The sequence below is a fragment of the Sulfuriflexus sp. genome (genome assembly GCF_032250955.1).
GTDB lineage: Bacteria > Pseudomonadota > Gammaproteobacteria > AKS1 > AKS1 > Sulfuriflexus.
On record NZ_JAVVES010000045.1, the window covers coordinates 1 to 24,545 of the forward strand.

Here is a 24,545-nt window from a genome sequence, read left to right on the forward strand (position 1 = left end):
GGAGCGGTTCGCGCCCGTGCGGGTGACGGCCCATGTGCTCGACGGGGCGCGCGCGCCGCTTCTCGTCTCGCCGCAGCACCGGTTCCTCTTTACCGGCTACAAGGCGGAATTGCTCTTTGGCTGCGACGAGGGTCTGCGTTGTGATGTCATGGGACACTCCTTTGGGAGACGATTGTCTCTGATTAAAAGTGTCCGTTAAACTGGGGGAGGTTCACTCCGACCCCTTATTCGATCAATAAAAAAGGCGTCATCACTGACGCCTTTTTTATTTTCACAAGAGTATTGTCGAGTTTATGCTACTTTGCGGAAGGAGGTAAGCTTTTCTAATTGTCGTTGACGATGTGCCAGCAGGCTTTCATAGATAGGAAACAAGGCCCTGTACTCCGGGTCATGACTGTTGCGTATCTCATCGAGACAACAACTATAGTAATGTATCTCGTTACGAATGGAGTCTTCCTGTTCGCTGATGTGATTGAGATCGCTGTTGCAAATTTTCTGTGCCTGAGCCATTTGACTGCTCCATTTCAATTTGTCCTGATGACAATTAAAATGTAGCAGCCAACGACCGGTGAAACAGGAACGATGTCAGGTTTTTCGTGTGACAGTAATCACAGTTTCAGGAAAAATGCCTGACATAGTCTGCAAAGGCGTTCAGGCGCGGTGATGTCTATGCTCGACCATCGTTTCGGGCTGATGGCCTCTCAGCAAACGTTGCTGATGCAGTTGTTGCTGCACATCATCGCGATCCATCAAATCCGCCAGGCTTATGCCGGTAAGAAAGTCCTGCAGTCGTTCACTCAAGTCCCACCACATATCGTTATAAAGACTGTCTTCATGCTGGGACTTCGGCGGCCGGGTAACATGCTCTTCATGAACAGCCAGGATAATGTCTTCGATGGATATCTTGTCGGCGGGCTTGGCCAGGCGATAACCGCCGCCGGGACCGCGCACACCGGAGACGAGCTTTTGCCCGCGCAGGCCGGCGAGCAGTTGTTCAAGATATGAGGGGGATATCCCTTGCTGCTGGGTCAGTTGAGAAAGCGTCACTGGCCGGGCATCCGGGCTCAATGCCAGTTGCAACATCGACTGAATTGCATAACGTGCCTTGGATGAAATCTTCATGTCTTGCCTTCCTTTCCCTCGCGGGATACTTGACTAGATAACTAGGACTTTATACCTCAGTAAAATGGAGGTCAATAGCCCATAGTCAGAAAGTGGTTAATATAATAAAGACCTTATCTACTTCAACGAGTTCAATTCACTAAAAGCCACTTGATGCAGAATAAAACTTAAAAAAAACAGTGGCTATAAGTAGAAATGACTAATTTAAGGGAAATTGGTCAGGCCGGCAGACCCTGTTCAGATGTGGTTAATGGGTATGTCTGCCACGCCAGCCGGAGAGCCGCTCCGTATCCTTGTCCCGCTTGAACGGCCGCGTCGCCAGACCCGTCTCGAAAAGAGCCCTGTGCACATCGCCCGTGGTGAAGATGCCAACCAGTTTTTCCTCCTCGGTGATCAAGACCTTGCGGATGTTGTTCAGGTACATCAAAGAAACGGCCTGCAGAACGGGCATGGCCGGCGGCAGGCATAAACCCGGTTCGTGCATGAGCCCGGCGACCTGTTGGTTCAAGACTCTCGTATAACCCTTCTCGATAACTTCGAAATCAAATCGCTCATAGGCAACAAAATCGTTCACGCCAGGGTACATGGCGAACAGGATATTCTCTTCTGAAATCATACCGACAAGCCGGTCGTTGGTATCCACCACTGGCATACTGTTAATCTGGTTGCAATACATACTGAGCGCGGCTTCATGCACGCTTGAGTCAGACATGGCAACCTTCATCTCGGTGTTCATTATCTCGTCGATAAGCATAATACTCCTCCTGAGTTATGCCCACCTCCCACAAACACTATAAAGCATTCTGCCACGCATGCTATTCATATAATTTAATGCGCCACGTATACTGATTAAAATTTCTTAGCCGGCAACCATGAATCAAGTGGTTGCACTTTAAAGGGAATGTTTTTCATGCGGGGAATATTTCTGGACCAGCGCAGCCTTGATCGTAATGATCTGGATCTTTCCGGTTTGGAAACCGTTGTCGACAGCTGGTATAACTACGAGGTCAGCCGTGATGAAGAGATCGGCGAGCGCCTGCGTGATGCCGACATCGTGGTCACCAACAAGGTTGTGCTCGACAAGAGGCTGCTCGCCTCCGCGAACAGGCTCAAGCTGATCTGTATCGCCGCCACCGGCACCAACAATGTTGATCTCGACGCGGCACGTGAAGCCGGTATCGCTGTGTGCAACGTAGTACGCTATGCCACACCTTCCGTCGTGCAACACACCTTTGCGCTGATCCTGTCCCTGACCCGTCGACTCACCGAGCATCAAGACGCCATCCGCCGGGGTGACTGGCAACACAGTGAGCAGTTCTGCCTGCTCGATTACCCCATACGTGAATTGAATGGCCTGACCCTGGGGATCATCGGTTATGGTGAACTCGGCCGGGCCGTGGCCCGTGTTGCAGAATGCTTCGGCATGCAGGTGATCATTGCGCAACGCCCCGGCAGCATGGCCGAACAGGCAGACCGGGTAGCGCTGGATCGTCTACTGGGCGACGCCGATATCGTCAGCCTGCACTGTCCCCTGGCCGAGAACACGCGTCACCTGATCGGTAAACGTGAACTGGCACTGATGAAAAACGATGCCCTGCTGATCAATACCGCGCGCGGCGGCATTGTCGATGAAACCGCACTGGCACATGCCATTACTACAGGCACGATAGGTGGTGCCGGCGTGGATGTGCTCGCCGAGGAACCGCCGCAACACGGCAGCCCCCTGCTCGAGGCTGACTCGCCGCGCCTGCTGCTGACCCCGCATGTCGCCTGGGCAAGCCGCGCGGCCCGGCAACGCCTCCTTGATGAGGTCGTCATGAACATTGAGAGTTTCCTGCAGAGTCAGCAGCGCAATCGTATCGTCTGATGCCGTAAAGCCAACCCTGTGACATTTTATGCCGGTTCGATCCACGCAAGCCGCTCATGAAAACCCCGGCATACCCATGTGCATGTCCTGGATGTCTGATATATAGTTGTTACAAACTATTAAAACTTTCAGCTTGAGGATGGCGTTATGCGCAGAACCGGTTTCCTGCTCGGCCTGCTTGGACTGGTAATGTTCATCGGCGCGGTCGTGAGTTTTTTCACAGCCTTTTATAACACCACCCATGAACATGAAGCCGGGCGCATCGGCCTGCAACTTGACCAGGGCTATCAGAGTGCACCGCTGCAGGTGGATAACGAGCAGCAGCTACGCCTCGCAATCCGCATGCAGGTCGAATCGCACTCTGTCCAGGAAGTAACCGCTGCCGCGGAAACGGCATTCCAGGCTCGTTATCGCTTTCCCCTGCTGGTCTACGTGAAAGACCCGGCCGGCAATATCCTGTATACCTATGAATGCAATATTGCCTGGGACGCCTGCGGCCAGCGGTCGCAAAAAGATGCCGTGCTCACAAGCCAGGGCGGCAGCCTGCAGGTCACGCATAAACTCAACAGCTTTGACATCGGTGCGGCCGATTCGATACAGCTCGAGGCCCTGCTGAACACGGATACGACCTATGGCGCCACGGCGAGTGATATCCAGCTCATTGTCTATGACCAGGTCATCGCCAATACCGCCTGGGTAGTCAGTGGTTTTGTCTTGCTCCCGCTGGGGCCGATCCTGTTCATCATTGGCCTTATTCTGTTTATCCTCCACCAGCCTACCGGCAACCCGGCCGTAACCGAAGTCGCCCCGACGGATACCGAACTGCCTGAAGTAAGCGTCCGTAACATGGCCATGGCCGTGCACCTGAGCGCGCTGATTGCATGGGTCGGCGTGCCATTCGGCCACATCATCGGCCCGCTCGTCGTCTGGCTGACACAAAAAGACAAATCCGACTTTATTGACCGTGCAGGCCGCGAGTCCCTGAACTTCCAGCTGAGCATCACCATCTATTCGGTGCTGGCCTTTATATTGTGTTTCATCTTCATCGGCTTTTTGCTGTTAGCGGCGATCTTTGTCATGCATATCACACTGAGCATTATTGCCGCCATGCGCGCCAACGAAGGCCGGCATTACCGTTACCCGCTGACGATTCGCTTTATCCGCTGACAACTCGCGGCACCTGCTATATAAGGGTATAATTTCCCGGTCTTACGGAGAGCCGCAGTGAGCAAGCCTGATAACAATCAACAATTCGTCGACTGGTTCCGCCATTCTTCGCCCTATATACACGCCTTTCGTGGCCGCATGTTCGTCATCGCCTTTGGTGGCGAGACCGTGGCCGAGGCGGGTTTTGCCGAACTGGTCCAGGACCTCGCCCTGCTCAACAGCCTCGGCGTTAAACTCGTGCTTGTTCACGGCGCGCGCCCGCAGATTGAACAACGCCTGCGCGAGGCCGGGGCCAATATCGAATACGTGAACGGTCTGCGCCTGACAGACGACCAGGCCCTGCCGTGTGTAAAACAGGCCGTGGCCACGGTGCGCGTCGAGATCGAGGCGCTGTTATCCATGGGCCTGGCCCACTCGCCGATGGCCAACGCAAAGATCCGGGTCGCCTCCGGCAACCTGGTCACCGCCCGTCCGCTTGGTATCCTCGACGGTGTCGATTATATGCACACCGGCGAGGTCCGCCGCATTGATGTCAACGGCATCGAACACCACCATGCGCACAACGCCATTGTTCTGCTCTCGCCGCTCGGCTATTCGCCCACGGGCGAGGTCTTTAACCTGAGTGCCGAGGAGGTCGCGACATCAGCCGCCGTGCAGTTGCAGGCCGACAAGCTGATCTTTCTTACCGGCGATACCGGCCCCAGGGGCGTCCGCAAGCAACTGCTGCGCCAGTTATCCGTGCGGGAGGCCGAAGCCTTGCTTGCCCGCAAGAAGAAACTCACTGGCGACTTCGTGCACTTTATGCAGAGCGCGATCTATGCCTGCCGGCATGGCGTGCACCGCACCCACCTGGTCGACCGCCACATCAATGGCGGCCTGTTACTGGAGCTGTTTACCCGCGATGGTATCGGCACGCTGATCACCGACGACATCTACGAAGGCACGCGCCGTGCCGGGATCGATGATGTCGGCGGCATACTCGAACTGATTGCGCCGCTCGAGGCGGAAGGCACGCTGGTGCGCCGCTCGCGCGAGCGCCTGGAAACCGAGATTGAACATTTCACCGTGGTTGAACGCGACGGCATGATTATCGCCTGCGCCGCCCTCTATCCCACCGAAAAGCCGGACTTTGCCGAGCTGGCCTGCCTGGCCGTGCACCCGGCATATCGCGATGCCGGACGCGGCGATAAACTGCTTAACTATATCGAGCAGGAGGCGCTAAACCTCGGCATACGGCACATATTCGTGCTGACCACGCGCACAGCGCACTGGTTCCGCGAGCGCGGTTTCCGCAGCGCCGACCTCAATGACTTACCCGTGAAGCGTCGCGGTCTGTATAACTACCAGCGCAATTCGAAGATCTTTATCAAGCCCCTCGCCTGAGGCTATTGGGCAGACGGCAGTGCCGCCGCCACGCCATCCCAGAAGGCGAGTCTTGCGGTCAGTGCGGTCTGCGCGGCCTGCTCGGCCTCGGCGATGCGCCCGGCATCACCGGCACAGAGTTCATCCAGCATCTTTAGCGACAGCGGCGCATGAAAGTCCTCATCCAGGTGGATGTGCCGGTTCAGGTAGTAATGGAAGGACGGTGCCTGCTGCTCGCTGATGTCCATGCGGGCGAGGAAGCAGCGGAACATGCCGGGGATGACGTGCTCACGACCAAGCGACAGGGCGGCGGCCACCACATGCGGCTTGCCGGTGTTGATAAAATCGAAGGTCGTGCGCATGAAGGCCTCTGACGGGGCCGGCGCGATACCCGCAGCCAGTGCCGCTTCAATACCCTCCGTCACAACGACATTAACAAACTTCAGGACCATCTCGGGCGTAGTGCCGACTTCGCGCATGGTCTGGCAATAGAGTTCAAAGTGGCTGGTATACCCCGGCTCGCCCCCGGCCGCCGGATTTGAGATATCCGACTCTTCCTCCAGCACCAGCGAATTAATAAAGTGGCGTACCGAGGCGTTGCCCTGCGGGGTCCATGGCCAGGTGGCCGGAGCAAGATGCGCCTGCAGGAACTTGATCAGGGACATGAAATCCCACACCGAATAAATATGGTGCTGCATGAAAACCTGAAGGTCCTCAACACTTGCCAGCGCACCATAAACCGGGTGGGCGTCAAGTTCGGCCTGCAGGGGGGCAATACTGTCTAAGGCAAAATGCTTGCTCATGGTTACATCATTCCTGTGTTTGATCAGGTGAAAACGGACGGGAAAAACCCGCGGCAACTGTGACGCTCTACGTATTCGGAAACAACAAGGGGGCGAGTTCCTTCAGGGCACTTGCATAGACTTCGCGCTTGAAGTCAACAACCTCATTCAAGGGGTGCCAGTAATCGACCCAGCGCCAGTGATCGAACTCCGGCTGCTGCGAGGTATCCAGGCACACGTCATGATCCTCACCGAGCAGGCGCAGGAGAAACCAGCGCTGTTTCTGGCCAATGCATAACGGCTGCCGATCACGCCGGATCAGTTGCCGTGGCAGGTGGTAACGCAACCATTCATGCGTCATACCGATGATCTCCACATGCTGTTCCTGCAGGCCGACTTCTTCGCGTAATTCACGATACAGGGCTGCCTCCGGCGTTTCGTTTTTACGTATCCCACCTTGTGGAAACTGCCAGGCATTCTGGCCGATACGCCGCGCCCACAACAAATGCTTCTCATGGTTACAAAGAATAATGCCTACGTTTGCGCGAAAACCCTCTGCATCGATCACAATTCTCTACCTGCATATCGTCCGGTGACGCTTTCGGTCATTGTCACATGAATGCCCCATAAGCATCAAATAAGGGCATAATAATGCCCCTGAATTAAGTTCTGTCCGCCGGCCTTGCGGCCCCGACGGACAGGCAACCGGGAGATGAAGAGTGGCACTGGCGATTTTTGATTTGGACAATACCCTGCTCAATGGTGACAGTGATTATCTGTGGGGCCGGTTTCTGGTCGAACTGGGCGTGGTCGATGGCGACTGGTATGAAGGTGAAAACCAGCGTTTTTATGATGAATACAAGGCCGGTACGCTGGATATCCTTGAGTTTCTGAGATTTTCCCTGCAACCCCTGGCGGCGCATGATCTGGCGACCCTGAACGAGTGGCATGCCCGCTTCATGAAGGAAAAGATCCAGCCGATTATACAACCCCGGGCGCAGGCGCTGGTTGACCGGCATCGCGAGGCCGGCGATACCCTGCTTATCATCACGGCCACCAATCGCTTTGTGACGGCACCGATTGCGGCGGCCTTTGGCATCGATAACCTGCTCGCGACGGAGCCGGCCCGGGAACACGACCGCTTTACCGGTGAAGTGGCCGATATCCCCTGCTTCCGCGAGGGTAAGGTCAAGCGCCTTGAGCGCTGGTTGCGCGAGACCGGGCGCAACCTCGAGGGCAGTTTTTTTTATTCCGATTCGCATAACGACTTGCCGCTGCTCGAGCTCGTACCGCACCCGGTGGCCGTCGATGCCGACGATACCCTGCAGCAACACGCCGAACAGCGGGGCTGGAAAACGATCAGCTTCCGGGATTAACTCGGTCGCGGATGACACTGCGCACGGATAGCGCGATAATGGCTGCCTTGCAACGAGGCCGCGCGATGCGGCCTGTCACCATGACACCATGACACCATCAGCCCACTGGAGGAGCCCACCTGTTGAAACTACCCGGCACATTACGCACTCGTCTTGTGCTCGCTTTCGCCCTCATGCAGGTTCTGGCGGTCGGCCTGCTCGGCTTTTTTCTTGTTCAACAAGCCGCGCGCGTGGAGATAGACGCACAACAAAATCTCGCCCGTAACCTCATGGCGCTCACCGAGCCGAATGTGCAGCGCATGCTCACCTCACATCATGCTGATGATCTGAAGCAGTACCTGAATAACCTGATCAAGAACACGTCTATCGCCGGCGTGTTTGTCAGTAACCCAACCGGTACCCTGATCCATTCCTTCGACCAGAATGAACCGCCGCCGAGCCTCCTGACCCGCCTGTTTATCGACCCCGATGAGGTCAACGTGGTGCTGCAATCGGCCCTGTACAAGCAGGGTGTCAGCCAGGGTAATTTTGAGATCAAGCTTTCCAGTCAGCCCATCAATGAACACCTGCAGAGCATTTTTATTAACAGCCTGTTAATCCTTGCCGGTCTGTTGTGCCTGACCCTGCTGATCACCTACTGGATGATCTCGCGATTCACAGCCCCGCTGAAACGACTGGTCGGGATTGCCGCGCAGCTCGGCCGAGGTGACTGGCAGCAGCATGTCGTCACGCCGAAGAGCAGTTACAGTGAAATCCAGAGCCTCGGCAATGCCCTCACCGAGAGCGCCCGCCTGATGGCGGGGCAGATCAGTCACCTCGAAAATACCCAGGAAAAACTCGTCTATAGTGAGCATCAGTTGCGCTCACTGGTAAACAACATGCGCGAGGCCCTGTTTGAACTTGATGTCCATGGTGGCATCTCCTTCCTGAACCCGGCCTGGGAACTGATCACTGGCCATAACATCACTGAATCCTATGGCCGGCACTTTGCCGACTTCCTGTCCGAACGCGAAGACCGCAAGCTGTTCCTCGCTGAAAACCTCGCGGCGCTGGATATCAGCAATCATGAAATGGAAATTCGCTCGGCAGATGACACCCCCATCCGTGTCGAGGTCGATGCACATGCCACTTTCGACTCACTCGGCAGGCTCGAGGGCGTAGTCGGGCGGTTCCAGGATATCAGCGAGCGTTTTGAACTCGGTCAGACCCTGGAAGAACATCGCTACCAGCTATACCGCATGTCGATCACCGACGAATTGACCGGCCTGTATAACCGTCGGCACTTTGAAAAGTTTCTGGCCCGGAAACTGCCCAAGACCCTGGCCAGGAACCACTCCCTCTGCCTCGCCCTTATTGATGTAGACGGCTTCAAGTTTATCAATGACACCTACGGCCACCCGGTCGGCGATACGGTCCTGAAGACCATCGCCAACCTGCTGCGCACAATGGTGCGCCCAAACGACGTCGTCGCCCGCCTCGCCGGTGACGAGTTTGCCCTGCTGCTGCCCGATACTGAAATCGAAACCGCGCAGGCCATCTGTACCGCCCTGCTGGAAACCATCAACAACACCCGTGTCCGCCTGACCGTGGGACACCTGCAACTGCGAGCCAGTATCGGCATCTCGGTGGCCCCCTTCCATGGCAGCACGGTCCAGGAGCTGATCGGCGCGGCCGATGTCGCTCTCTATCATGCCAAGCGCCGCCATCGTGGCCAGATCGAGGTGCTCTCCACCGATCTGAGTCAGGGCATCATGGAAGTCTTCAGCCGTGGCTTCGAGCTGCGAAACGCCATCGAGAACGGTGATATTGAACCGACCTTCCAGCCGATCACCGATCTCCGCACAGGCCAGCCGATAGCCTACGAGGTGCTTGCCAATATGCGCCGCGGCAAGCTGATGCTGCCGGCCTCGGAGTTCATCATGGTTGCCGAAGACCTCGGCCTGGTCCGCGAGATCGACCTCTGCATGATCCGCAAGGCGCTCGAACAGGCCCCGGGGGAGGTGGAACTGTTTCTGAACATCAGCCTGCTGTCCTTCCATGATGTCAATTTTGGCGGTGAGCTACTGCGCCTGCTCGCGCCGGCTTGCCAGGCCGGCCGGCCGGTGACCATTGAAATCACTGAGCGTGAAACCATCTCTCTCACCGACAAGCTGCTGGCGGATATCCAGGCCCTGCGTGATGCCGGTTGCAAGCTGGCCCTGGATGATTTTGGCCAGGGCTATTCTACCTTCAGCTATCTGCGCAGTTTCCGCCCCGAGTATCTGAAGATCGACGGCAGTTTTGTTGAGAGGATCCTGGAAAGTGATGCCGATCGGACCATTATCGAACACATCCACTCACTGTCGCGTTCTTTCGGTGCGGTGAGTATTGCCGAGAGCCTGGAAAGCGAGGCCATCCGTGCCGCCGTCATGAAAGTCGGCATCCATTGCGGCCAGGGTTATCATTACGGCCGACCGGACACCGCCGACAAGGTCTTCGCCAAAACCGGTGGGACTGCCTGACATTCCTTACCTGTTACTATCCGCTGCAGAGCACTGACCAAGGAGTATGCATGGGACATCGTTTATCAAAGATCTATACCCGCACCGGAGATGCCGGTGACACCGGTCTCGGTGACGGCTCACGGGTGGCGAAAGACAGCCTGCGCGTCGAGTCCTATGGCGCGGTCGATGAACTCAACAGTATCGTCGGCATGGTTCTCGCGCATCCCCTGCCGGCAACCGTCAAGGCCTGTCTTGAAGATGTCCAGCACGACCTGTTCGACCTCGGCGGGGAATTATCCGTGCCCGGCTATAAGACGTTAACCCCGGCTTACAGCACGCGTCTGGAAGAACAACTCGACAGCTTCAATGCCGACCTGCCCATGCTCAAGGAATTCATTCTCCCTGCCGGCGGCCTGGCCACCAGTGCCTGCCACCTGGCCCGCGCCGTCTGCCGGCGTGCCGAACGTCGCGTGGTCAGCCTGAAACGCGATGAGGACATCAACCCGGCCATCATTACCTACCTGAACCGGCTTTCTGACTTGCTGTTCGTAATGGCGCGGGTGTTGGCCCGCCATGAACACGGCAACGAGGTCCTCTGGCAACCCGGTCGCAACGTGCACCCCTAACAACTGCCTGTGCAGTGGCCGGCCAGCGGCCAGGCCTGACACGTTTCGCGCCGTTCCGTTATAATCGCCGACTATCTGTTTTTACCTTGGGAAAGACTATGAAAGATCCTGTCGTTATCATTGGCATGGGCGAAATGGCCGGCGTTTTTGCCCGCGGTTTCCTGCGTCTCGGCCACCCGGTTTTTCCGGCCAGCCGCGAAACCTCGCTGAGCACCATGGCCGGGGAGCTGCCGACACCCGCGCTGGTTCTCGTCGCTGTTGGCGAAAATGATCTGCACCCGGTGCTCGAAGCCTTACCCAGCCTGTGGCAGGAGCGCGTTGCCCTGTTACAGAACGAACTGCTGCCGCGTGACTGGCGCTCTCATGACCTTGTCAGCCCAACGGTCATCTCGGTCTGGTTTGAAAAGAAAAAGGGGCAGGAATACAAGGTGCTCATCCCTTCGCCGGTATACGGCCCCCACGCACAACTGATCGCCAATGCCCTGGATGCCATCGATATACCGTGTAAGGTGCTGGAGACGGCCGAGGAGCTTGAATACGAACTCGTGCGCAAGAATGTCTATATCCTCACCACCAATATCGCCGGCCTGGAAGCCGGCGGCACGGTGAGCGAGTTGTGGCAAAACCATGAGCAACTGGCACGTGACGTGGCCAATGATGTCATGGATATCCAGGCCTACCTGACCAATGTCAGCAACGTAAATCGACAACGCTTGATTGACGGTATGCTCGAGGCCTTTGCCGGTGACCCGGCGCATAACTGCATGGGCCGCAGTGCCCCGGCGCGCCTGGCGCGTATTCTGGAGATTGCCGATCAGGCCGGTCGGGAGGTCAAGACCCTGCGCGCCATCCATGACAAGACGGCCACGGTTACTTAACGCAAGCCGCCGAACAGGGTCAGCAGGGCGATCAGCACCACACTGATCACCAGTGCCCGCAGCACCAGGCCCTTCGCCGCACTCACCCGATCCTGCACGTCATCGGCAGTGACTTCCTCATCGTCGGCGAGGTCATGGAGTTGCAAGGCCCCCAGTCCACCTGCCAGTACCGGACCCTCAACGCCGGCCTGCCAGTCATCGCGCCAGGCCTGACGACATTCGCGCCAGGCGTGAAAGGCATCGACAAAACTGCCCGCCATGGCAAAGGCCAGTGCCACCATGTGGGCCGGCAACCAGGCGAGGATGTCGTGCAGGCGCCTGGCCGCCTCGCTGAACGGCGAAGCGTTGTCGGCAAAGCGTTTGTTAAGATGGTAGGCGAGACGATACAGGACCACGCCCAGCGGGCCAGACCCCATCACGCTGAAGACGGTAAACCAGAAGATCGGCGCCAGCAGCCGATCATTCCCTGCTAACAGGGTCTTTTCCACCAGGGCCTGCTGCAGCTCCTGCAGCGACTCGGGGGGCGTGCCTTCCAGCAAGTCGGCGGCGGCCGCGCGCGCGGTGGACTCGTCCCCCGCCTGCCATGCCTCGAGAAAGCGATCGATCTGGCCATCCAGGTCTTTCGGCCCGAGACAAATGAACAGCACCAGGATACTAAAGGCCAGGGAAGGCAGCCCGAACCACACATCATGGAAAAGCATATTAATCAGGATCACAGCGATAACCGGCACGGCCATCACCAGCAACACCCTGCTTGACCCACCCAGCTTGCGATCCTGCGTCCAGCCCAGCAGCTTGTCGGTGTACTGATCGAACCAGTCAAAACGCCGGAAGGCGCGCATCGACTCTACCATGCGCTCGAGGATTAAGCTGATTAGTATCGCGATGAGTGTCATGAGTAACCGGGTCCCTGTAACGACTATATGCTTATTATCACCGTAATGAAGCCCAAAACCAAACGCAACCGGGCTAGATACCAAACACCCTTAACAGCGCGTGCAGGCGTTGCCAGTCAAAGGCCTCGCCGGGGTCAGTCTTGCGTCCGGGCGCGATATCACAATGGCCGGCAATCCGCTCAGTGGTAATCGCCGGGTAGGCCTGCATCAGGCAGGCGGTAATATCGGCCAGCTGTTCGTATTGCTCGGGCGTGTAAGGGATGTCATCCGCGCCTTCCAGCTCAATGCCGATGGCAAAATCATTGCAACACTCGCGACCATCAAAACATGACTCGCCGGCATGCCAGGCCCGCTGCTCGAAGGGCACGTATTGCACCACCTCACCATCGCGGCGAATCAGCAAGTGGCTCGATACCCGCAACTCATGAATGTCGCGAAAGTAGTCGTGCGCCTGCGGGTCAAGCCGGTTGGTGAACAAGGCATCGATCCACGGCCCGCCGAATTCTCCCGGTGGCAGACTGATCCCGTGAATGACGAGCAAATCAATCGGCTGACCCGCGGGGCGGGCGTCGCAATTCGGCGACGGTAACTGCCGGGCAATATCAAGCAGACCATTGCTTATCTGCATAACGGACGTCGCGATAGATTAAACATAGCGACAGTATAACAGCTGCCCGTTTCCTTCCCGGTGATTTTCGGCCGGCGCCTTTTCAATCTGCCGCCGGGGCCGCCAGCAGCAGTGAAAAAAATCCGTCAGCCGGTTCATAGTGCTGTTCAATCCGGAACCCCGCCTCGCTCAGCAAGGTCGTCAGTGATGCCGGCGTGAACTTGCGGCTGATCTCGGTCAGGATGGACTCGCCCTCGACAAACTCGATGCTGGCGTCCAACGCCTTCACGGTCACCGTTTGCGCCTGTGCGGCAACCAGGTACATTTCGATCCGCGACCGCGCCTGGTTGTAAATGGCCCGATGCTCGAAAGCCGTGGGGTCAAAATTGGCGCCGACCTCGCGGTTCAATACGCGCAACAGGTTGCGGTTAAACTCGGCCGTCAGGCCATCCCTGTCGTTATAGGCGGCCTGCAGCACGTCGCTATCCTTAACCCGGTCAGCGCCCATCAACAGCGCATCATCCGGCCCCATCAGGCCACGCAGTTCTCGCAAGAAGCTGACGGCATACTCATGCTCGAGGTTGCCGATGGTACTGCCAAGGAAAACGAACAGGGCACGACCGGGAAATCCCGGCAAGTGTTCAAAGCCGGCATGGTAGTCACCCACCAGGCCGCGCACCTGCAGCCAGTCATACTCATCCATCAGTGCCAGGGCCGAATCCTGGACCATGCTCTCGCAGACATCGAAGGGCCAGTAGGTGGCATGGCAGCCCTGCTCTTCACAGGCGTCCAGCAGGCGCCGCGTTTTGCGTGAAGTGCCGCTGCCAAGTTCAACCAGATGTTCCGGCTGCAGACGGGCAATAATGTCAGCGGCACGGTGCCCGAGCAGGTCGTCCTCGGTACGCGTCGGGTAATATTCTTCGGTATCACAGATCGCATCAAACAGGCGCGAGCCCCTGTCATCATAGAAATATTTTGGCGGCAGTGAACGTGGTGACGTCAACAGGCCGTCCCTTACATCATCGAGCAGGCTCGGCACGCTATGCGCCGGAGCGACTGGCTGGCAGGACGACGGTAATGCTGCCCGTGCAGGCGATGTGGTCAGGCCCATATGAACTCCATATCTTCTCTACAGTAATCCATGATGCTTTATTCCTTCCGGGCAATATATGCGCGCATGTTCTTATTGGTTCGAATGATTTATTCGGCTAACATCGGGAGAATATGCTGTCGAACGAGCCGCATCTATTTCTGGCGGTTTTATGAGGGTTATACACATGTGCCGTATGGCTGCCTACCTTGGCCCGTCGATCCGTCTGCAGCAATTCCTGCTGCAACCCGAGCACAGTCTCGTCGTGCAGGCCTACGCCCCGCAAGAACTGGTTTATGCCCGGGTCAATGCCGATGGCTTTGGCGTCGGCTGGTACAACCAGGAGAACCAGCCTGCCAACTATCGCGTCACCGATCCCATCTGGTCAGACCCTAACCTGGATAACCTTGCGAAGGTGCTCGAGGCCGACCTCTGGTTTGCCAATGTACGCAGCGCCACGCCGGGCAACCCGGTCAATCACAGCAACACCCAGCCGTTTGATGACGGTGAATTATTGTTTATGCACAACGGCTTTATAGGGGATTTTCGCGAACAGGTTCGTCCGCGCCTGTTTGAGTTTCTGGACACTGACATACTTGCAACGATCCAGGGCACCTGTGACTCGGAGTACCTGTTCGCCCTGTTACGCCACTTTCTTGCCGAGAACGAGGACATGGCGATTGAAGAGGCCATTGCCGAGAGCTTTGCCGTGCTCGAAGGCTGGCTGGGCAACAGCGTGGCCTTGTTGAATATCATGGTCAGTGATGGTGAATTACTCTACGCCGCCCGGCATGCCATCAATCACGACAGCCCCTCGCTGTATTACACCACTGATGACGAGCAATATGCCGACGCCCAGTTGGTGGCCTCGGAGCGCCTGACCCGGGACGGTCTCTGGCAGCCGGTTCCGGAACACGAGATCCTCGTCCTCAGTGCCGATGAACCACCCGAGCTACTCGCCTTGTAGAGATGAGCATTATTTCTCCCCGCACGCTCTCGGAATTGCAGGCCGTGCAGAAGCTGATAAACGAGACCGGTCGCACGCTCAGCGACCATGACTACCGCGCGCAGTACCATGTTGACCTTAGCCCGCTCGGCTGGCATGTCGGCCACTGCGCCTTCCTGGAAACCTTCTGGCTGCGTGAAACACTGCTCGGTGATGACAGCGATACCGCGGGCCATCATGAATTGTATTTCCCGGAAAACCTGCCCAAGCCGCAACGGGGGCCAGCCCTGCCGGAACAACAGGCCCATATCGACTGGTGCGAACAACTACAGGCAGAAAACCGCGCGCTTATGCAGAACCCGCCGACCGCACTGCGCGAACAGGCGGTCACCCGCAACGACTACCTGGCGAGGTTTCTGCTCCAGCATCACGCCCAGCATTACGAGACCATGATCATGGTCCTGAGCCAAGGCCAGTTGAAAGGCTCGCAGCATGACTTTGCGGTTCAACACAAGCTCCGTGCCGCGTTGCCCGCAAACGATATGCTGGAACTGGATAGCGGCGATTACCGCATTGGTTATGCCGGCGGCGTCGATGCCTTTGATAATGAACTGCCAGCACAGACCGTTTTCATTCACAACACATCACTCGCCAGGCATCCTGTCAGTAACGCCAACTGGCTGGCCTTTATGGACGATGGCGGCTATACGCAAGCGCGTTTCTGGTCAGCAGATGGCTGGCAGTGGCGGTGTGAAAACAATATCGAGCACCCGGAGCAATGGCGGCAGAACACCCGGGGTGACTGGTTTACTGTCACTTACGACGGCGCGCATGAGCTGGCCGCGAACGACGCCGTGAGCGGCGTCAATTATTACGAAGCAAATGCCTTTGTAAGCTGGTTGCGCGCGACCGATGCCAACTTCCGCTCCGCCTGCTTGCCGCATGAGTATGCCCTGGAGGCCGCCCAACAACAGGGCGGCCTGGAAGGCAGCGGGCAGGTATGGGAATGGTGCGCCAATACATTTCATCCCTATGCGGGCTTCAAGGCCTTCCCCTATGATAATTATTCCCGGCCATGGTTTGATGGCAAACACTACACGCTACGCGGCAGCAGCCCTTATACGCAGGCCACCATCAAGCGGCCAAGCTTCCGTAATTTTTATAACCCAGACAAGCGGCATATTTTCTCCGGCCTGCGCCTGACTTTAGCTTTAGCTCTATAATCTTCTCTTATATCTGTGTCGCCAGGCCCTTGAGGACCATACCGGTATAACCAACAACGCCGATAATCTTACCGCCCTCGATCAAGCCTCTGCATAGCGCACATCTCGGCGACGTACCGTTGGCTTTACGCCATATCACTTTGTTTTTTCGATATATCTATCCCGGAAACGGGAGGTGGACAGCCTGGGCATAACGCTAACCCTTTCGCAAAAATGACTCGCGGACACCCCATATGCCTGCTAGGATTGTGGGAAATAAAACACAAAAACTCAAATGTGATAGACAGACGCCTGTCTTTTGCCGTGAAAGGCAGAATTCTGTCTATATCACTGTTAACGGCTTAAAAGGAACGCAAATGCCCACTGTCGAAATCGAATGGAAAAAGTACAACAACTTTTTTGATCTTTGGCGGGCACACAGACAAGATACCAAGCTGCTCTACGTAATTGGGGAACAACACCATTGCTATGTTGGCTCCATCGGCTCACGTGATGGGGCACAGGGTCTTGGAACTCGATATCAGTGGCAATACGTTAATCGGGCACGCTCAATATACGGTGCAGAGGAGTCAGCGGGCCAGGTTTCGTACGCTGGGATCTTCAAGAATCCAGAGCAAGTAAATGGCCAGCTAATTCTGGCCGCAGAGGCACTTACTCAAAACGGTTGTGTTACAAAACTTGGTCCACAGGCGGTGTTATTTGATCCAGAGGACCTAATTGAAGGCGTGGACGTAATTCATAGTGGCGAAGTACCAGACTTCCTTCAATAGAGCAGCCGCTAACAAGGCGCTCGTTCGGACACAAACTACGCTGCGCTTCGTTTGCGCCGCACAGCTTGTTCGTTAGCGCCAATAATTTAAGGACACATTATGCCCTACCAAGTAAGCCTTAATGGGAAGACGCTTATTCTCACGAAGAGTGATAATGGAGATCTTCTGAAAATTACGGATGTGCGAAATTCAATTGAGCAAAAAACGAGGATGCTCGTAATAGATAAGATAACAATTGGAGACGAATCAGGTGATTCTGTAGATATAAATTCAATAAGTGATGAGGAATTATCGCATCTATTGGACACACAAGAGGCGCATTATCTGGATGTATTAAAAGAGTCTATAAGTGATGCTCAAGTTACTAATGCAATATCTGAGTGGCCAATAAGTAAAGTCGAAGAAGCATGTAGATATATTTTATTAACAACTGAGTCTAATCCAACAGGTATTGATATAAAAGAACGTATCGAGATTATAACTACCGAAGTTGTTTATGGTGTAAATATTTTCCGCGACATTTTTGCCAGTGTCCGTGATTTTGTCGGCGGAAGAAGCAATGCTATGCAGAAAGTGCTTCGAGATGCGCGCAAGACATGCCTCGCAGAGCTTAAAAGGGAGGCACTTATGGTTGGTGCGGATGCAATTATCGCTGTCAAGCTAGACTACAGCAGTATTCCAGGTAAAAACTCCAACATGTTAATGCTTGCCGCATCTGGCACAGCGGTTAAGATTGATCAAAGCGCTAATAATGCGCCCAAGCTGACGAAGTAAACGGCGCGGCTTATTAAATACGTTATACGGCAGCTGAAACGGCTGTACAATTCCTAAAAAAATAACGATTGAGGCGAATATGGAATTTTGGTTATTAATAGGAGGTGCAGTAATTTTGTACTACGTCATTAAAGCAATGGCAACGTCCTCAAAACAACAAGCTCAGGAGAATAATAGACCAAGTTCCGAAAATGAAATCCGAGTATCCATGACTACGAGTAATCAGGTGGTAGCGAACAGTAGTCGTGATGATGACGACGATCTGGCTACCTTCAGAATTTCTTATGGCTATGAAGAGGAAAAAAGCAAAAACAAAACGCTGGGGAAATGGATAAAATATGGTGAATCCATCACCCTAAAGGGACAAACATTTACTGGCGGTAATTTTTATTTTGGTGGAAAGCTCAGCTCATTAGACGGATATGGAACGGAAGCCTCATTGGTTGACGATTCGCTAAAAATTGAAAACAATCCGTCAAGTTATGAAGATGAAAGTTTAGGATATTGGCCTAAATTTATCTCACTCACACCTAAAGGGCGTGGAGCTTTCCTTAGCTGGCTATCCGGCAATAGAAGTGATCCAGAGACACCTTTGGGTTATGTGTTTATTTATTTCTATGGCCTTGAAAGGCGCATTACTGTTGATTCAATTAAACAGGCAGTAGATGACGTAGAATTTAAATCGTTGTTTGACGAAATTCTACGATTAAAAGGCATTTACGGCAGTAGTCGCTCTTTTTCAAATTATTCCACACGTCTTTTAGAAATCATGTGTTTACTACGCCCTCACGTAGTGTCACATCCAGAACTTGAAAAAACACCTCAAAGGGATTCTCTGCTATTTAAACATCGCCTTGCTGCAACGGTAAACGAAAAAAAACCCGTTCCCACTGAACTGGCATTGGCATGGATTCGGTTTTATCCGGATTATAATCTGAAGAAACCAGCACGGCGTTGTGGTTATGAATTCAGCCAGATGTTTACACGCCTCTATAACAAAAAATATGGGGACGGCATTGTCGTCAAACCCAATAAAACACGATTAAAGATAGAGTATCATCCTGCTAGCTCTTCTTTACGTGGAATATCATTTCCTCAACAGGATCTTCCCGACCCAAGTAATTTGAAAGGTCCTGTAAATAAACTTATTGCCATCGCAGATGAATGTACGGCTGAATTAGATGCTTATAGTCGTTATCTAGCTAAGCCCGATACGTCAAGCACGGATATTGAAGCTGTTTTGTTACTGCCTGACGATCTTAGTGATTTGGGAGCTACGCTAGGATTAGGAAAGTTTAAGAAATGGGCGGATGATGCCATTTCAACAAAAAATGGTCTGGTGAGTGTTGAGGAATTCTGGACATATACCAAATCGCCTTTACCAGCCAAGATCAATAAAAAGGAAGCTGAGTTAATCCAGAATCTTGCACAAAAAGCCGGTTATGGCATAGCACCCGATACACGTTACCATCACGCTAAGACGAGCGCAGATGGAAAGCTGGTTCTATTTCCTGAAGGACACGGGAAATACTTTGAACCATCCAAAGCATTTAGTGAAATGGGTATGGCATTGCGCCTAGGAGCTATGGTTGCCACGATTGATTCACATGTCGATCAGGCGGAATTGCATTCATTAACTCAGCTCATTGACCACGATACTATTCTATCGCCTACCGAAAAACGATCATTACATGCCTATCTGGTGTGGAGACTTAATACGCCTTTAAATGTCACGGGCTTAAAAGCCAGAGTGGAATTACTCGGCAAAACAGAAAAAGCAGCCGTTAGCCGTATACTGGTCGGTGTTGCGATGGCCGATGGAAAAATTGATCCGGAAGAAATCAAACAGCTTGAAAAGCTCTATACCTTGCTAGGTCTGGATAAAGCTCTCGTTACTGGAGACATTCATGGAGTGTCATCTAGTAAATCTGGAGTGCGACCCGTCAGCCCTCAGTCAGAAACTATTTCTCCTGCTTCCACTTCATTCCATCTCGATGAAAGTATTCTCGCAATACATGAATCGGAAACCAAGGATGTACAAAGCATGTTAGGCGCCATATTCGTGGAGGACGAAACCGCAGGTGAATCCGATGACTCAGCTACGGATAGCACTGCTGTAGAGGAAGAAAGCGGAATTGATAAACAGCATTATGCTTTGTTTGAAAGCCTGATACGAAAAGATAAATGGACTCGTGAAGAAGTAGAAGCAATGTGTCGTGATACCGGATTGTTGGTTAGCGGAGCATTGGAAACTATTAATGACTGGTCATTTGATAAAGTGGATGCAGCTGTGCTTGAAGAGGATGGTGACGCTATTTATGTCGACCAGGAAATCGTAGAAGAGATAGAAGGTTAAACTTATGGAAAAACGTATCCGGTTAAAGGAACGTGATGCAATCATTCAATCACTGAAATCTGGTGTGACTCCCAAAATTGGAATTCAGCATATTCAGGTAGGACGAAGCAATGAAGTCAAAGCGTTGTATAAGGACATTGAAAGAATCTCTCAAGGTGGCGCTGCATTCAGGCTTATCGTTGGTGATTATGGCTCAGGGAAAACATTTTTTCTGAGCGTGGTACGTTCCATTGCTCTTGAAAAGAAACTGGTTACGGTCAATGCGGATCTTTCACCGGATCGGCGTATACACGCTTCTTCAGGGCAGGCACGGAATCTTTATTCCGAGCTTATGAGGAATCTGGCAACCCGTAATAAACCGGATGGAAATGCATTATCCAGTGTCGTAGAGCGGTTTGTAACTCAGGCTCGTAAAGAAGCAGATGAAAAGAACACCGATGTTTCAACAGTAATTCATCAAAAACTAGCGTCCTTGTCAGAACTGGTTGGCGGATATGATTTTGCAAAAGTTATTGATGCTTACTGGAACGGCCATGAGCAGGATAACGAAGAGTTAAAATCAAATTCGATTCGTTGGTTACGTGCTGAATACACTACTAAGACAGATGCTAGAAGGGATCTTGATGTCAGAACGATTATTTCTGATAACTCGTTTTATGATGCGTTAAAGCTTATGAGCCTATTTGTACGTCAGGCGGGCTACGAAGGCTTACTCGTCAATCTGGATGAGATGGTCAATCTTTATAAATTAAGCAGCACACAAGCACGTACATCTAACTATGAGCAGATTCTACGGATACTCAATGATTGCCTTCAGGGGTCAGCTGAGTATCTTGGGTTTCTCTTGGGTGGAACGCCGGATTTTTTATTAGATCCCCGCAGAGGATTATATAGCTATGAAGCACTACAATCCCGTTTAGCTGAAAACAGCTTTGCACAGCGAGCAGGTGTTATTGATTATTCCTCTCCAGCACTTCATCTAGCGAGCTTAACACCGGAGGAACTTTATATACTCCTGAAGAACCTTCGTCATGTATTTGCTGAAGGTGATACTTCTAAATATCTAGTGCCTGATGATGCTCTCAAATCCTTTCTACACCATTGTAGCCAGACTATCGGGGATGCCTATTTCCGTACACCAAGAAATACCATCAAAGCATTTTTAGATATGCTGGCAGTCTTAGAGCAAAATCCTTCTATGCAATGGTCGCAGTTAGTTCAATCTATTGCGATTGAGGATGATCGACCAAGTGATACAGATGAAATTATGGTGGACGAAGAGACAGGTGAAATTCTGAATTCTGATGGACTAGCTGATTTCAAATTATGATAGAGGAATATCAGCACCTTGATAAGCGTGTTCAAAAATGGTTATTTAATCAGGGATGGCCAGATTTAAGAGAAATACAAAAACGGGCAATTGCACCAATTCTTTCAGGTGATAGAGATGTGCTGATTAGTGCATCAACGGCGGCAGGTAAAACAGAAGCTTTTTTTCTACCAGCATGTAGTGCAATTGCTGAAGAGAAAAACGGTTTTGGTATTCTGTATATCAGTCCTTTAAAAGCATTAATTAACGATCAGTACCGCAGGCTCGAATCGTTAAGTGAAATGTTGGATATGCAGGTTACTCCTTGGCACGGTGATAGCCTTCAATCCAAAAAAAAGAAGGCCAAAAACAATCCTTCAGGTATTCTGCTTATTACCCCTGAATCCTTGGAATCACTGTTAGTCAGAGAGCCGGGGTGGGTGAAACAATCCTTCACATCACTCAAATATATCGTCATTGATGAATTTCATGCGTTTGTCGGAACAGAACGAGGTCAGCAATTACTTTCGCTGCTTACTCGCCTAGAACATATTACTTGTCGAATCTCTAATCCTATTCCACGGGTTGCGCTAAGTGCGACACTCGGAGAGCTTGAAAAAGTACCACTTTCACTTAGACCGAATAAAAGTCTGCCTTGTGAAACCATTACCAGCAGTCAGCACCAAAGCACTTTAAAGATTCAGGTTAAGGGATATTTAGAACCGGTAGACATCATGGCAGGTGACACGCTTACCTCCGCTGAACAGCAGATTTGTCAGGAAATATTTAGCCTCTGCAGAGGCGACTCACATCTGGTATTTGCAAATAGCCGCAGCCGGACAGAAAGCATTGCTGCACACTTAAGTGATTTATGCGAACAACAAGTTGTTCCGAATGAATTTTTCCCTCATCACGGTTCTTTAGCTAAAGAGCTCAGAGAAGATTTAGAATCTAGATTGCAGAAGGAAATCCTACCTACTACAGCTATTTGTACCATGACCTTAGAGCTAGGTATCGACATTGGAAAAGTGAGTTCTGTTATTCAGGTTACCGCTCCACACTCTGTATCAAGTTTACGTCAACGGTTAGGTCGATCCGGTAGAAGAAACTCACCAGCAATTTTACGAATGCTCATCGCTGAAAATGAACTGAGTGATAAATCTAATATAGTAGATGGTCTTAGATTAGAGCTTGTTCAATCACTAGCAATGATTCGATTGCTCATCGTAGATAACTGGTTTGAACCGGCAGATACAGAACAAATGCACCTCTCTACATTTTTACACCAGATTCTTGCTGTAATTGCGCAATGGGGTAGCGTCAGAGCAGACCAGCTTTATTCTTTATTATGTGAGCAAGGATCTTTCAAAGAAATATCAATTCAGCACTTCAAGCAACTATTGTCCCATATGTGTACAGTCCAACTGATACAGCAACTCAATAGCGGTGAGTTGGTTTTGGGAATTGAAGGCGAGCGCCTTACCAATTCCTATACTTTCTATGCTGTATTTAAAACACCAGAAGAATTCCGAATTGTTACCGGTAGCAAAACACTCGGAACGCTACCTGTTGATTCGCTAATTCTTAAAGATCAGCACATTATATTTGGTGGCCGTAGATGGAAGGTCACGGATATTGATAATGAAAAGAAAGTCATCTATGTGACCCCTACAAAGGGTGGTAAACCTCCCAAATTTAATGGTAGCGGTATGTCGATTTATGACAGAGTTCGACAGGAGATGTTAAGTATCTATCGCACAGGTGACTATCGCATTGACGTTGGCAGTAAGAAAATAGATTTTGTAGATAATCTCGGAAGACAGCTGTTTCAAGAAGGAGCGTATCTTTTTAAAGAAGCCAACCTTGAAAAACAACCCGTCTATCAAAGTGGTAAGCATAGTTATATTTTCTCATGGATGGGCGATAAAGTAGTTAACACCCTTACTGTTTTGCTCATTAAAAGCGGGTATGTATGCAGTAATTTTGCTGGCGTAATTGAGGTTCAAAATTCTAATATTTATGACATAACAAATTGCTTAATAGATTTAGCAAAAGATGAGCTGCCGGTTGAAGCCGAGCTTGCTGAAGCACTTTCATTACAGCAAAAGCTTATTGAAAAATATGATGAGTATCTTCCTGAAGATTTATTAACCGAATGCTATGGACGAAAAGCATTTAATTCTAGGGCTACTAAACAGTGGATATTAGGCAGCCTTGTTTGAGCTGTCGATCCAAATACCGTATAACAAGTTGCTGCACGCGGATAAATTACTCGCTGCGCTCCTAATTTACCGGTGAGAAAAGCGTTAGCCACAAGAGAGAACCATGCAAATAATAAACAAACTCTCGTGCTCTGGGTATCGATGGTTCCAAACAAATCAAGAATTATTTCTTGCCACTCCGAATGGAGAATTTGGAAGTGGATTGACTAGTCTTATAGGCCCAAATGGTGGCGGAAAGTCAACGATTATCGAATGCTTCCGGCGCTTATCAAATATTAATGACGTTAGTTTTACTGAAGGAAAGAGAAATAAAGCGGCAGGTGATCGAGTTGATATTACTATTGAGTTCGATGGTGTGTCCGGAACACTAAAAACTGTTGACAAAGGTGGCTCCCAAACAGAGTGGATTGGAGGGAAAGAAAATAGGCCTCCAAAAATCATTTTTCTTCCTTCGAGGAGAGTATTTAGTCCTTATTTTGGACGGGGAAAATCCAATAGAGAGGGGTATTTCCAAAACTCTAGTCGGTTTACAAATCGAGCGGAGCCACTTAATAACTTTAGTCAGCGTCTCTTCAGTGCTTTAGATAACTATGAAGAATTTTCTAGGGTATTTCACTGCTGTCCCGTTAACCGAACGAAAAAAGGCTTAAATCTCAATGATCTGTTATAATGAACGTGCGAACAAACAC

24 protein-coding genes are annotated in these 24,545 nt (G+C 52.2%); 16 read left to right on the forward strand and 8 right to left on the reverse strand.

Going from position 1 to position 24,545, the window contains the following annotated elements; genetic code table 11:
- Positions 1-199: Hint domain-containing protein (locus RQ738_RS09210; protein ID WP_314164610.1), on the forward strand; the 199-nt coding region annotated here is incomplete at its 5' end.
- Positions 200-291: 92 nt separating this feature from the next.
- Here the strand turns inward: RQ738_RS09210 and RQ738_RS09215 are convergent.
- The 3 genes from RQ738_RS09215 to RQ738_RS09225 form a co-directional block, all read right to left on the reverse strand.
- Entirely contained in the window at positions 292-510 is a 219-nt protein-coding gene (locus RQ738_RS09215; protein WP_314164612.1) for a hypothetical protein, read from the reverse strand.
- 141 nt (positions 511-651) lie between these two features.
- Positions 652-1,122 (reverse strand): Rrf2 family transcriptional regulator, encoded by a 471-nt coding sequence (locus RQ738_RS09220; RefSeq protein ID WP_314164613.1) that lies wholly within the window; start codon positions 1,120-1,122, stop codon positions 652-654.
- 247 nt (positions 1,123-1,369) lie between these two features.
- A complete protein-coding gene (locus RQ738_RS09225; protein WP_314164615.1) occupies positions 1,370-1,876 on the reverse strand; it encodes a CBS domain-containing protein in 507 nt (168 codons plus the stop codon).
- Positions 1,877-2,032: 156 nt separating this feature from the next.
- On the opposite strand from RQ738_RS09225, the gene RQ738_RS09230 reads away from it, so the two are divergent.
- The 3 genes from RQ738_RS09230 (at position 2,033) to argA (ending at position 5,539) form a co-directional block, all read left to right on the forward strand.
- Positions 2,033-2,989: a 2-hydroxyacid dehydrogenase gene (locus RQ738_RS09230; protein ID WP_314164617.1), complete on the forward strand. Its 957-nt coding sequence runs from the start codon at positions 2,033-2,035 to the stop codon at positions 2,987-2,989.
- 147 nt (positions 2,990-3,136) lie between these two features.
- Complete coding sequence (locus RQ738_RS09235; protein ID WP_314164618.1) at positions 3,137-4,156, forward strand: DUF4870 domain-containing protein; 1,020 nt, start codon at positions 3,137-3,139, stop codon at positions 4,154-4,156.
- Positions 4,157-4,213: 57 nt separating this feature from the next.
- Positions 4,214-5,539, forward strand: coding sequence for an amino-acid N-acetyltransferase (argA, locus tag RQ738_RS09240; RefSeq protein WP_314164621.1), 1,326 nt, complete (start codon positions 4,214-4,216; stop codon positions 5,537-5,539).
- A 2-nt stretch (positions 5,540-5,541) separates the two neighbouring features.
- Here argA and RQ738_RS09245 read toward each other — a convergent pair whose 3' ends face one another.
- The gene (locus tag RQ738_RS09245; RefSeq protein WP_314164626.1) at positions 5,542-6,321 is read right to left on the reverse strand and encodes a DUF3050 domain-containing protein; all 780 of its coding nucleotides are present in this window, start codon (positions 6,319-6,321) and stop codon (positions 5,542-5,544) included.
- A gap of 67 nt (positions 6,322-6,388) precedes the next feature.
- Positions 6,389-6,868, reverse strand: coding sequence for an RNA pyrophosphohydrolase (locus RQ738_RS09250; protein ID WP_314164630.1), 480 nt, complete (start codon positions 6,866-6,868; stop codon positions 6,389-6,391).
- A gap of 151 nt (positions 6,869-7,019) precedes the next feature.
- On the opposite strand from RQ738_RS09250, the gene RQ738_RS09255 reads away from it, so the two are divergent.
- The 4 genes from RQ738_RS09255 (at position 7,020) to RQ738_RS09270 (ending at position 11,663) form a co-directional block, all read left to right on the forward strand.
- Positions 7,020-7,676, forward strand: coding sequence for an HAD family hydrolase (locus RQ738_RS09255; RefSeq protein ID WP_314164642.1), 657 nt, complete (start codon positions 7,020-7,022; stop codon positions 7,674-7,676).
- Between the two features lie 122 nt (positions 7,677-7,798).
- Positions 7,799-10,177: a putative bifunctional diguanylate cyclase/phosphodiesterase gene (locus tag RQ738_RS09260; RefSeq protein WP_314164643.1), complete on the forward strand. Its 2,379-nt coding sequence runs from the start codon at positions 7,799-7,801 to the stop codon at positions 10,175-10,177.
- Positions 10,178-10,227: 50 nt separating this feature from the next.
- Positions 10,228-10,785, forward strand: coding sequence for a cob(I)yrinic acid a,c-diamide adenosyltransferase (locus tag RQ738_RS09265; RefSeq protein WP_314164644.1), 558 nt, complete (start codon positions 10,228-10,230; stop codon positions 10,783-10,785).
- Between the two features lie 98 nt (positions 10,786-10,883).
- On the forward strand, positions 10,884-11,663 hold the full coding sequence (locus RQ738_RS09270; protein WP_314164646.1) for a hypothetical protein: 780 nt from the start codon (positions 10,884-10,886) through the stop codon (positions 11,661-11,663).
- On the opposite strand, the gene ampE is transcribed toward RQ738_RS09270, so the two are convergent.
- The 3 genes from ampE to egtD form a co-directional block, all read right to left on the reverse strand.
- On the reverse strand, positions 11,660-12,559 hold the full coding sequence (gene ampE / locus RQ738_RS09275) for a regulatory signaling modulator protein AmpE (protein WP_314164650.1): 900 nt from the start codon (positions 12,557-12,559) through the stop codon (positions 11,660-11,662). The genes RQ738_RS09270 and ampE overlap by 4 nt on opposite strands.
- Positions 12,560-12,632: 73 nt before the next feature.
- Positions 12,633-13,187: a 1,6-anhydro-N-acetylmuramyl-L-alanine amidase AmpD gene (gene ampD, locus RQ738_RS09280; RefSeq protein WP_314164654.1), complete on the reverse strand. Its 555-nt coding sequence runs from the start codon at positions 13,185-13,187 to the stop codon at positions 12,633-12,635.
- 82 nt (positions 13,188-13,269) lie between these two features.
- The gene (egtD, locus tag RQ738_RS09285) at positions 13,270-14,277 is read right to left on the reverse strand and encodes an L-histidine N(alpha)-methyltransferase (protein WP_314164656.1); all 1,008 of its coding nucleotides are present in this window, start codon (positions 14,275-14,277) and stop codon (positions 13,270-13,272) included.
- Between the two features lie 166 nt (positions 14,278-14,443).
- On the opposite strand from egtD, the gene egtC reads away from it, so the two are divergent.
- From egtC to RQ738_RS09325, 8 genes are all read left to right on the forward strand, one after another.
- Positions 14,444-15,223 (forward strand): ergothioneine biosynthesis protein EgtC, encoded by a 780-nt coding sequence (egtC, locus tag RQ738_RS09290; protein ID WP_314164658.1) that lies wholly within the window; start codon positions 14,444-14,446, stop codon positions 15,221-15,223.
- 2 nt (positions 15,224-15,225) lie between these two features.
- Complete coding sequence (locus RQ738_RS09295) at positions 15,226-16,425, forward strand: SUMF1/EgtB/PvdO family nonheme iron enzyme (RefSeq protein ID WP_314164660.1); 1,200 nt, start codon at positions 15,226-15,228, stop codon at positions 16,423-16,425.
- A 356-nt stretch (positions 16,426-16,781) separates the two neighbouring features.
- Positions 16,782-17,195 (forward strand): hypothetical protein, encoded by a 414-nt coding sequence (locus RQ738_RS09300; protein ID WP_314164662.1) that lies wholly within the window; start codon positions 16,782-16,784, stop codon positions 17,193-17,195.
- Between the two features lie 99 nt (positions 17,196-17,294).
- A complete protein-coding gene (locus RQ738_RS09305; RefSeq protein WP_314164664.1) occupies positions 17,295-17,969 on the forward strand; it encodes a YbjQ family protein in 675 nt (224 codons plus the stop codon).
- Positions 17,970-18,048: 79 nt separating this feature from the next.
- Positions 18,049-20,325: a TerB N-terminal domain-containing protein gene (locus tag RQ738_RS09310; RefSeq protein WP_314164666.1), complete on the forward strand. Its 2,277-nt coding sequence runs from the start codon at positions 18,049-18,051 to the stop codon at positions 20,323-20,325.
- 4 nt (positions 20,326-20,329) lie between these two features.
- Positions 20,330-21,655, forward strand: a complete 1,326-nt coding sequence (locus RQ738_RS09315) for an ATP-binding protein (RefSeq protein WP_314164668.1) — start codon at positions 20,330-20,332, stop codon at positions 21,653-21,655.
- Positions 21,652-23,856: a DEAD/DEAH box helicase gene (locus RQ738_RS09320; protein ID WP_314164670.1), complete on the forward strand. Its 2,205-nt coding sequence runs from the start codon at positions 21,652-21,654 to the stop codon at positions 23,854-23,856. Before RQ738_RS09315 ends, RQ738_RS09320 begins: the two co-directional genes overlap by 4 nt.
- Positions 23,857-23,959: 103 nt before the next feature.
- The gene (locus RQ738_RS09325; protein ID WP_314164672.1) at positions 23,960-24,526 is read left to right on the forward strand and encodes an AAA family ATPase; all 567 of its coding nucleotides are present in this window, start codon (positions 23,960-23,962) and stop codon (positions 24,524-24,526) included.
- The last annotated feature ends 19 nt before the right edge of the window (positions 24,527-24,545 follow it).

What these genes read in the sequence shown, in the direction of transcription:
- RQ738_RS09215 (WP_314164612.1), bottom strand. Translation starts at nt 510, where the DNA reads ATGGCTCAGGCACAGAAAATTTGCAACAGCGATCTCAATCACATCAGC.
- RQ738_RS09220 (WP_314164613.1), bottom strand. Translation starts at nt 1,122, where the DNA reads ATGAAGATTTCATCCAAGGCACGTTATGCAATTCAGTCGATGTTGCAA.
- RQ738_RS09225 (WP_314164615.1), bottom strand. Translation starts at nt 1,876, where the DNA reads ATGCTTATCGACGAGATAATGAACACCGAGATGAAGGTTGCCATGTCT.
- RQ738_RS09230 (WP_314164617.1), top strand. Translation starts at nt 2,033, where the DNA reads ATGCGGGGAATATTTCTGGACCAGCGCAGCCTTGATCGTAATGATCTG.
- RQ738_RS09235 (WP_314164618.1), top strand. Translation starts at nt 3,137, where the DNA reads ATGCGCAGAACCGGTTTCCTGCTCGGCCTGCTTGGACTGGTAATGTTC.
- RQ738_RS09245 (WP_314164626.1), bottom strand. Translation starts at nt 6,321, where the DNA reads ATGAGCAAGCATTTTGCCTTAGACAGTATTGCCCCCCTGCAGGCCGAA.
- RQ738_RS09265 (WP_314164644.1), top strand. Translation starts at nt 10,228, where the DNA reads ATGGGACATCGTTTATCAAAGATCTATACCCGCACCGGAGATGCCGGT.
- RQ738_RS09270 (WP_314164646.1), top strand. Translation starts at nt 10,884, where the DNA reads ATGAAAGATCCTGTCGTTATCATTGGCATGGGCGAAATGGCCGGCGTT.
- ampE (WP_314164650.1), bottom strand. Translation starts at nt 12,559, where the DNA reads ATGACACTCATCGCGATACTAATCAGCTTAATCCTCGAGCGCATGGTA.
- ampD (WP_314164654.1), bottom strand. Translation starts at nt 13,187, where the DNA reads ATGCAGATAAGCAATGGTCTGCTTGATATTGCCCGGCAGTTACCGTCG.
- egtD (WP_314164656.1), bottom strand. Translation starts at nt 14,277, where the DNA reads ATGGGCCTGACCACATCGCCTGCACGGGCAGCATTACCGTCGTCCTGC.
- egtC (WP_314164658.1), top strand. Translation starts at nt 14,444, where the DNA reads ATGTGCCGTATGGCTGCCTACCTTGGCCCGTCGATCCGTCTGCAGCAA.
- RQ738_RS09295 (WP_314164660.1), top strand. Translation starts at nt 15,226, where the DNA reads ATGAGCATTATTTCTCCCCGCACGCTCTCGGAATTGCAGGCCGTGCAG.
- RQ738_RS09300 (WP_314164662.1), top strand. Translation starts at nt 16,782, where the DNA reads ATGCCCACTGTCGAAATCGAATGGAAAAAGTACAACAACTTTTTTGAT.
- RQ738_RS09305 (WP_314164664.1), top strand. Translation starts at nt 17,295, where the DNA reads ATGCCCTACCAAGTAAGCCTTAATGGGAAGACGCTTATTCTCACGAAG.
- RQ738_RS09310 (WP_314164666.1), top strand. Translation starts at nt 18,049, where the DNA reads ATGGAATTTTGGTTATTAATAGGAGGTGCAGTAATTTTGTACTACGTC.
- RQ738_RS09315 (WP_314164668.1), top strand. Translation starts at nt 20,330, where the DNA reads ATGGAAAAACGTATCCGGTTAAAGGAACGTGATGCAATCATTCAATCA.
- RQ738_RS09320 (WP_314164670.1), top strand. Translation starts at nt 21,652, where the DNA reads ATGATAGAGGAATATCAGCACCTTGATAAGCGTGTTCAAAAATGGTTA.
- RQ738_RS09325 (WP_314164672.1), top strand. Translation starts at nt 23,960, where the DNA reads ATGCAAATAATAAACAAACTCTCGTGCTCTGGGTATCGATGGTTCCAA.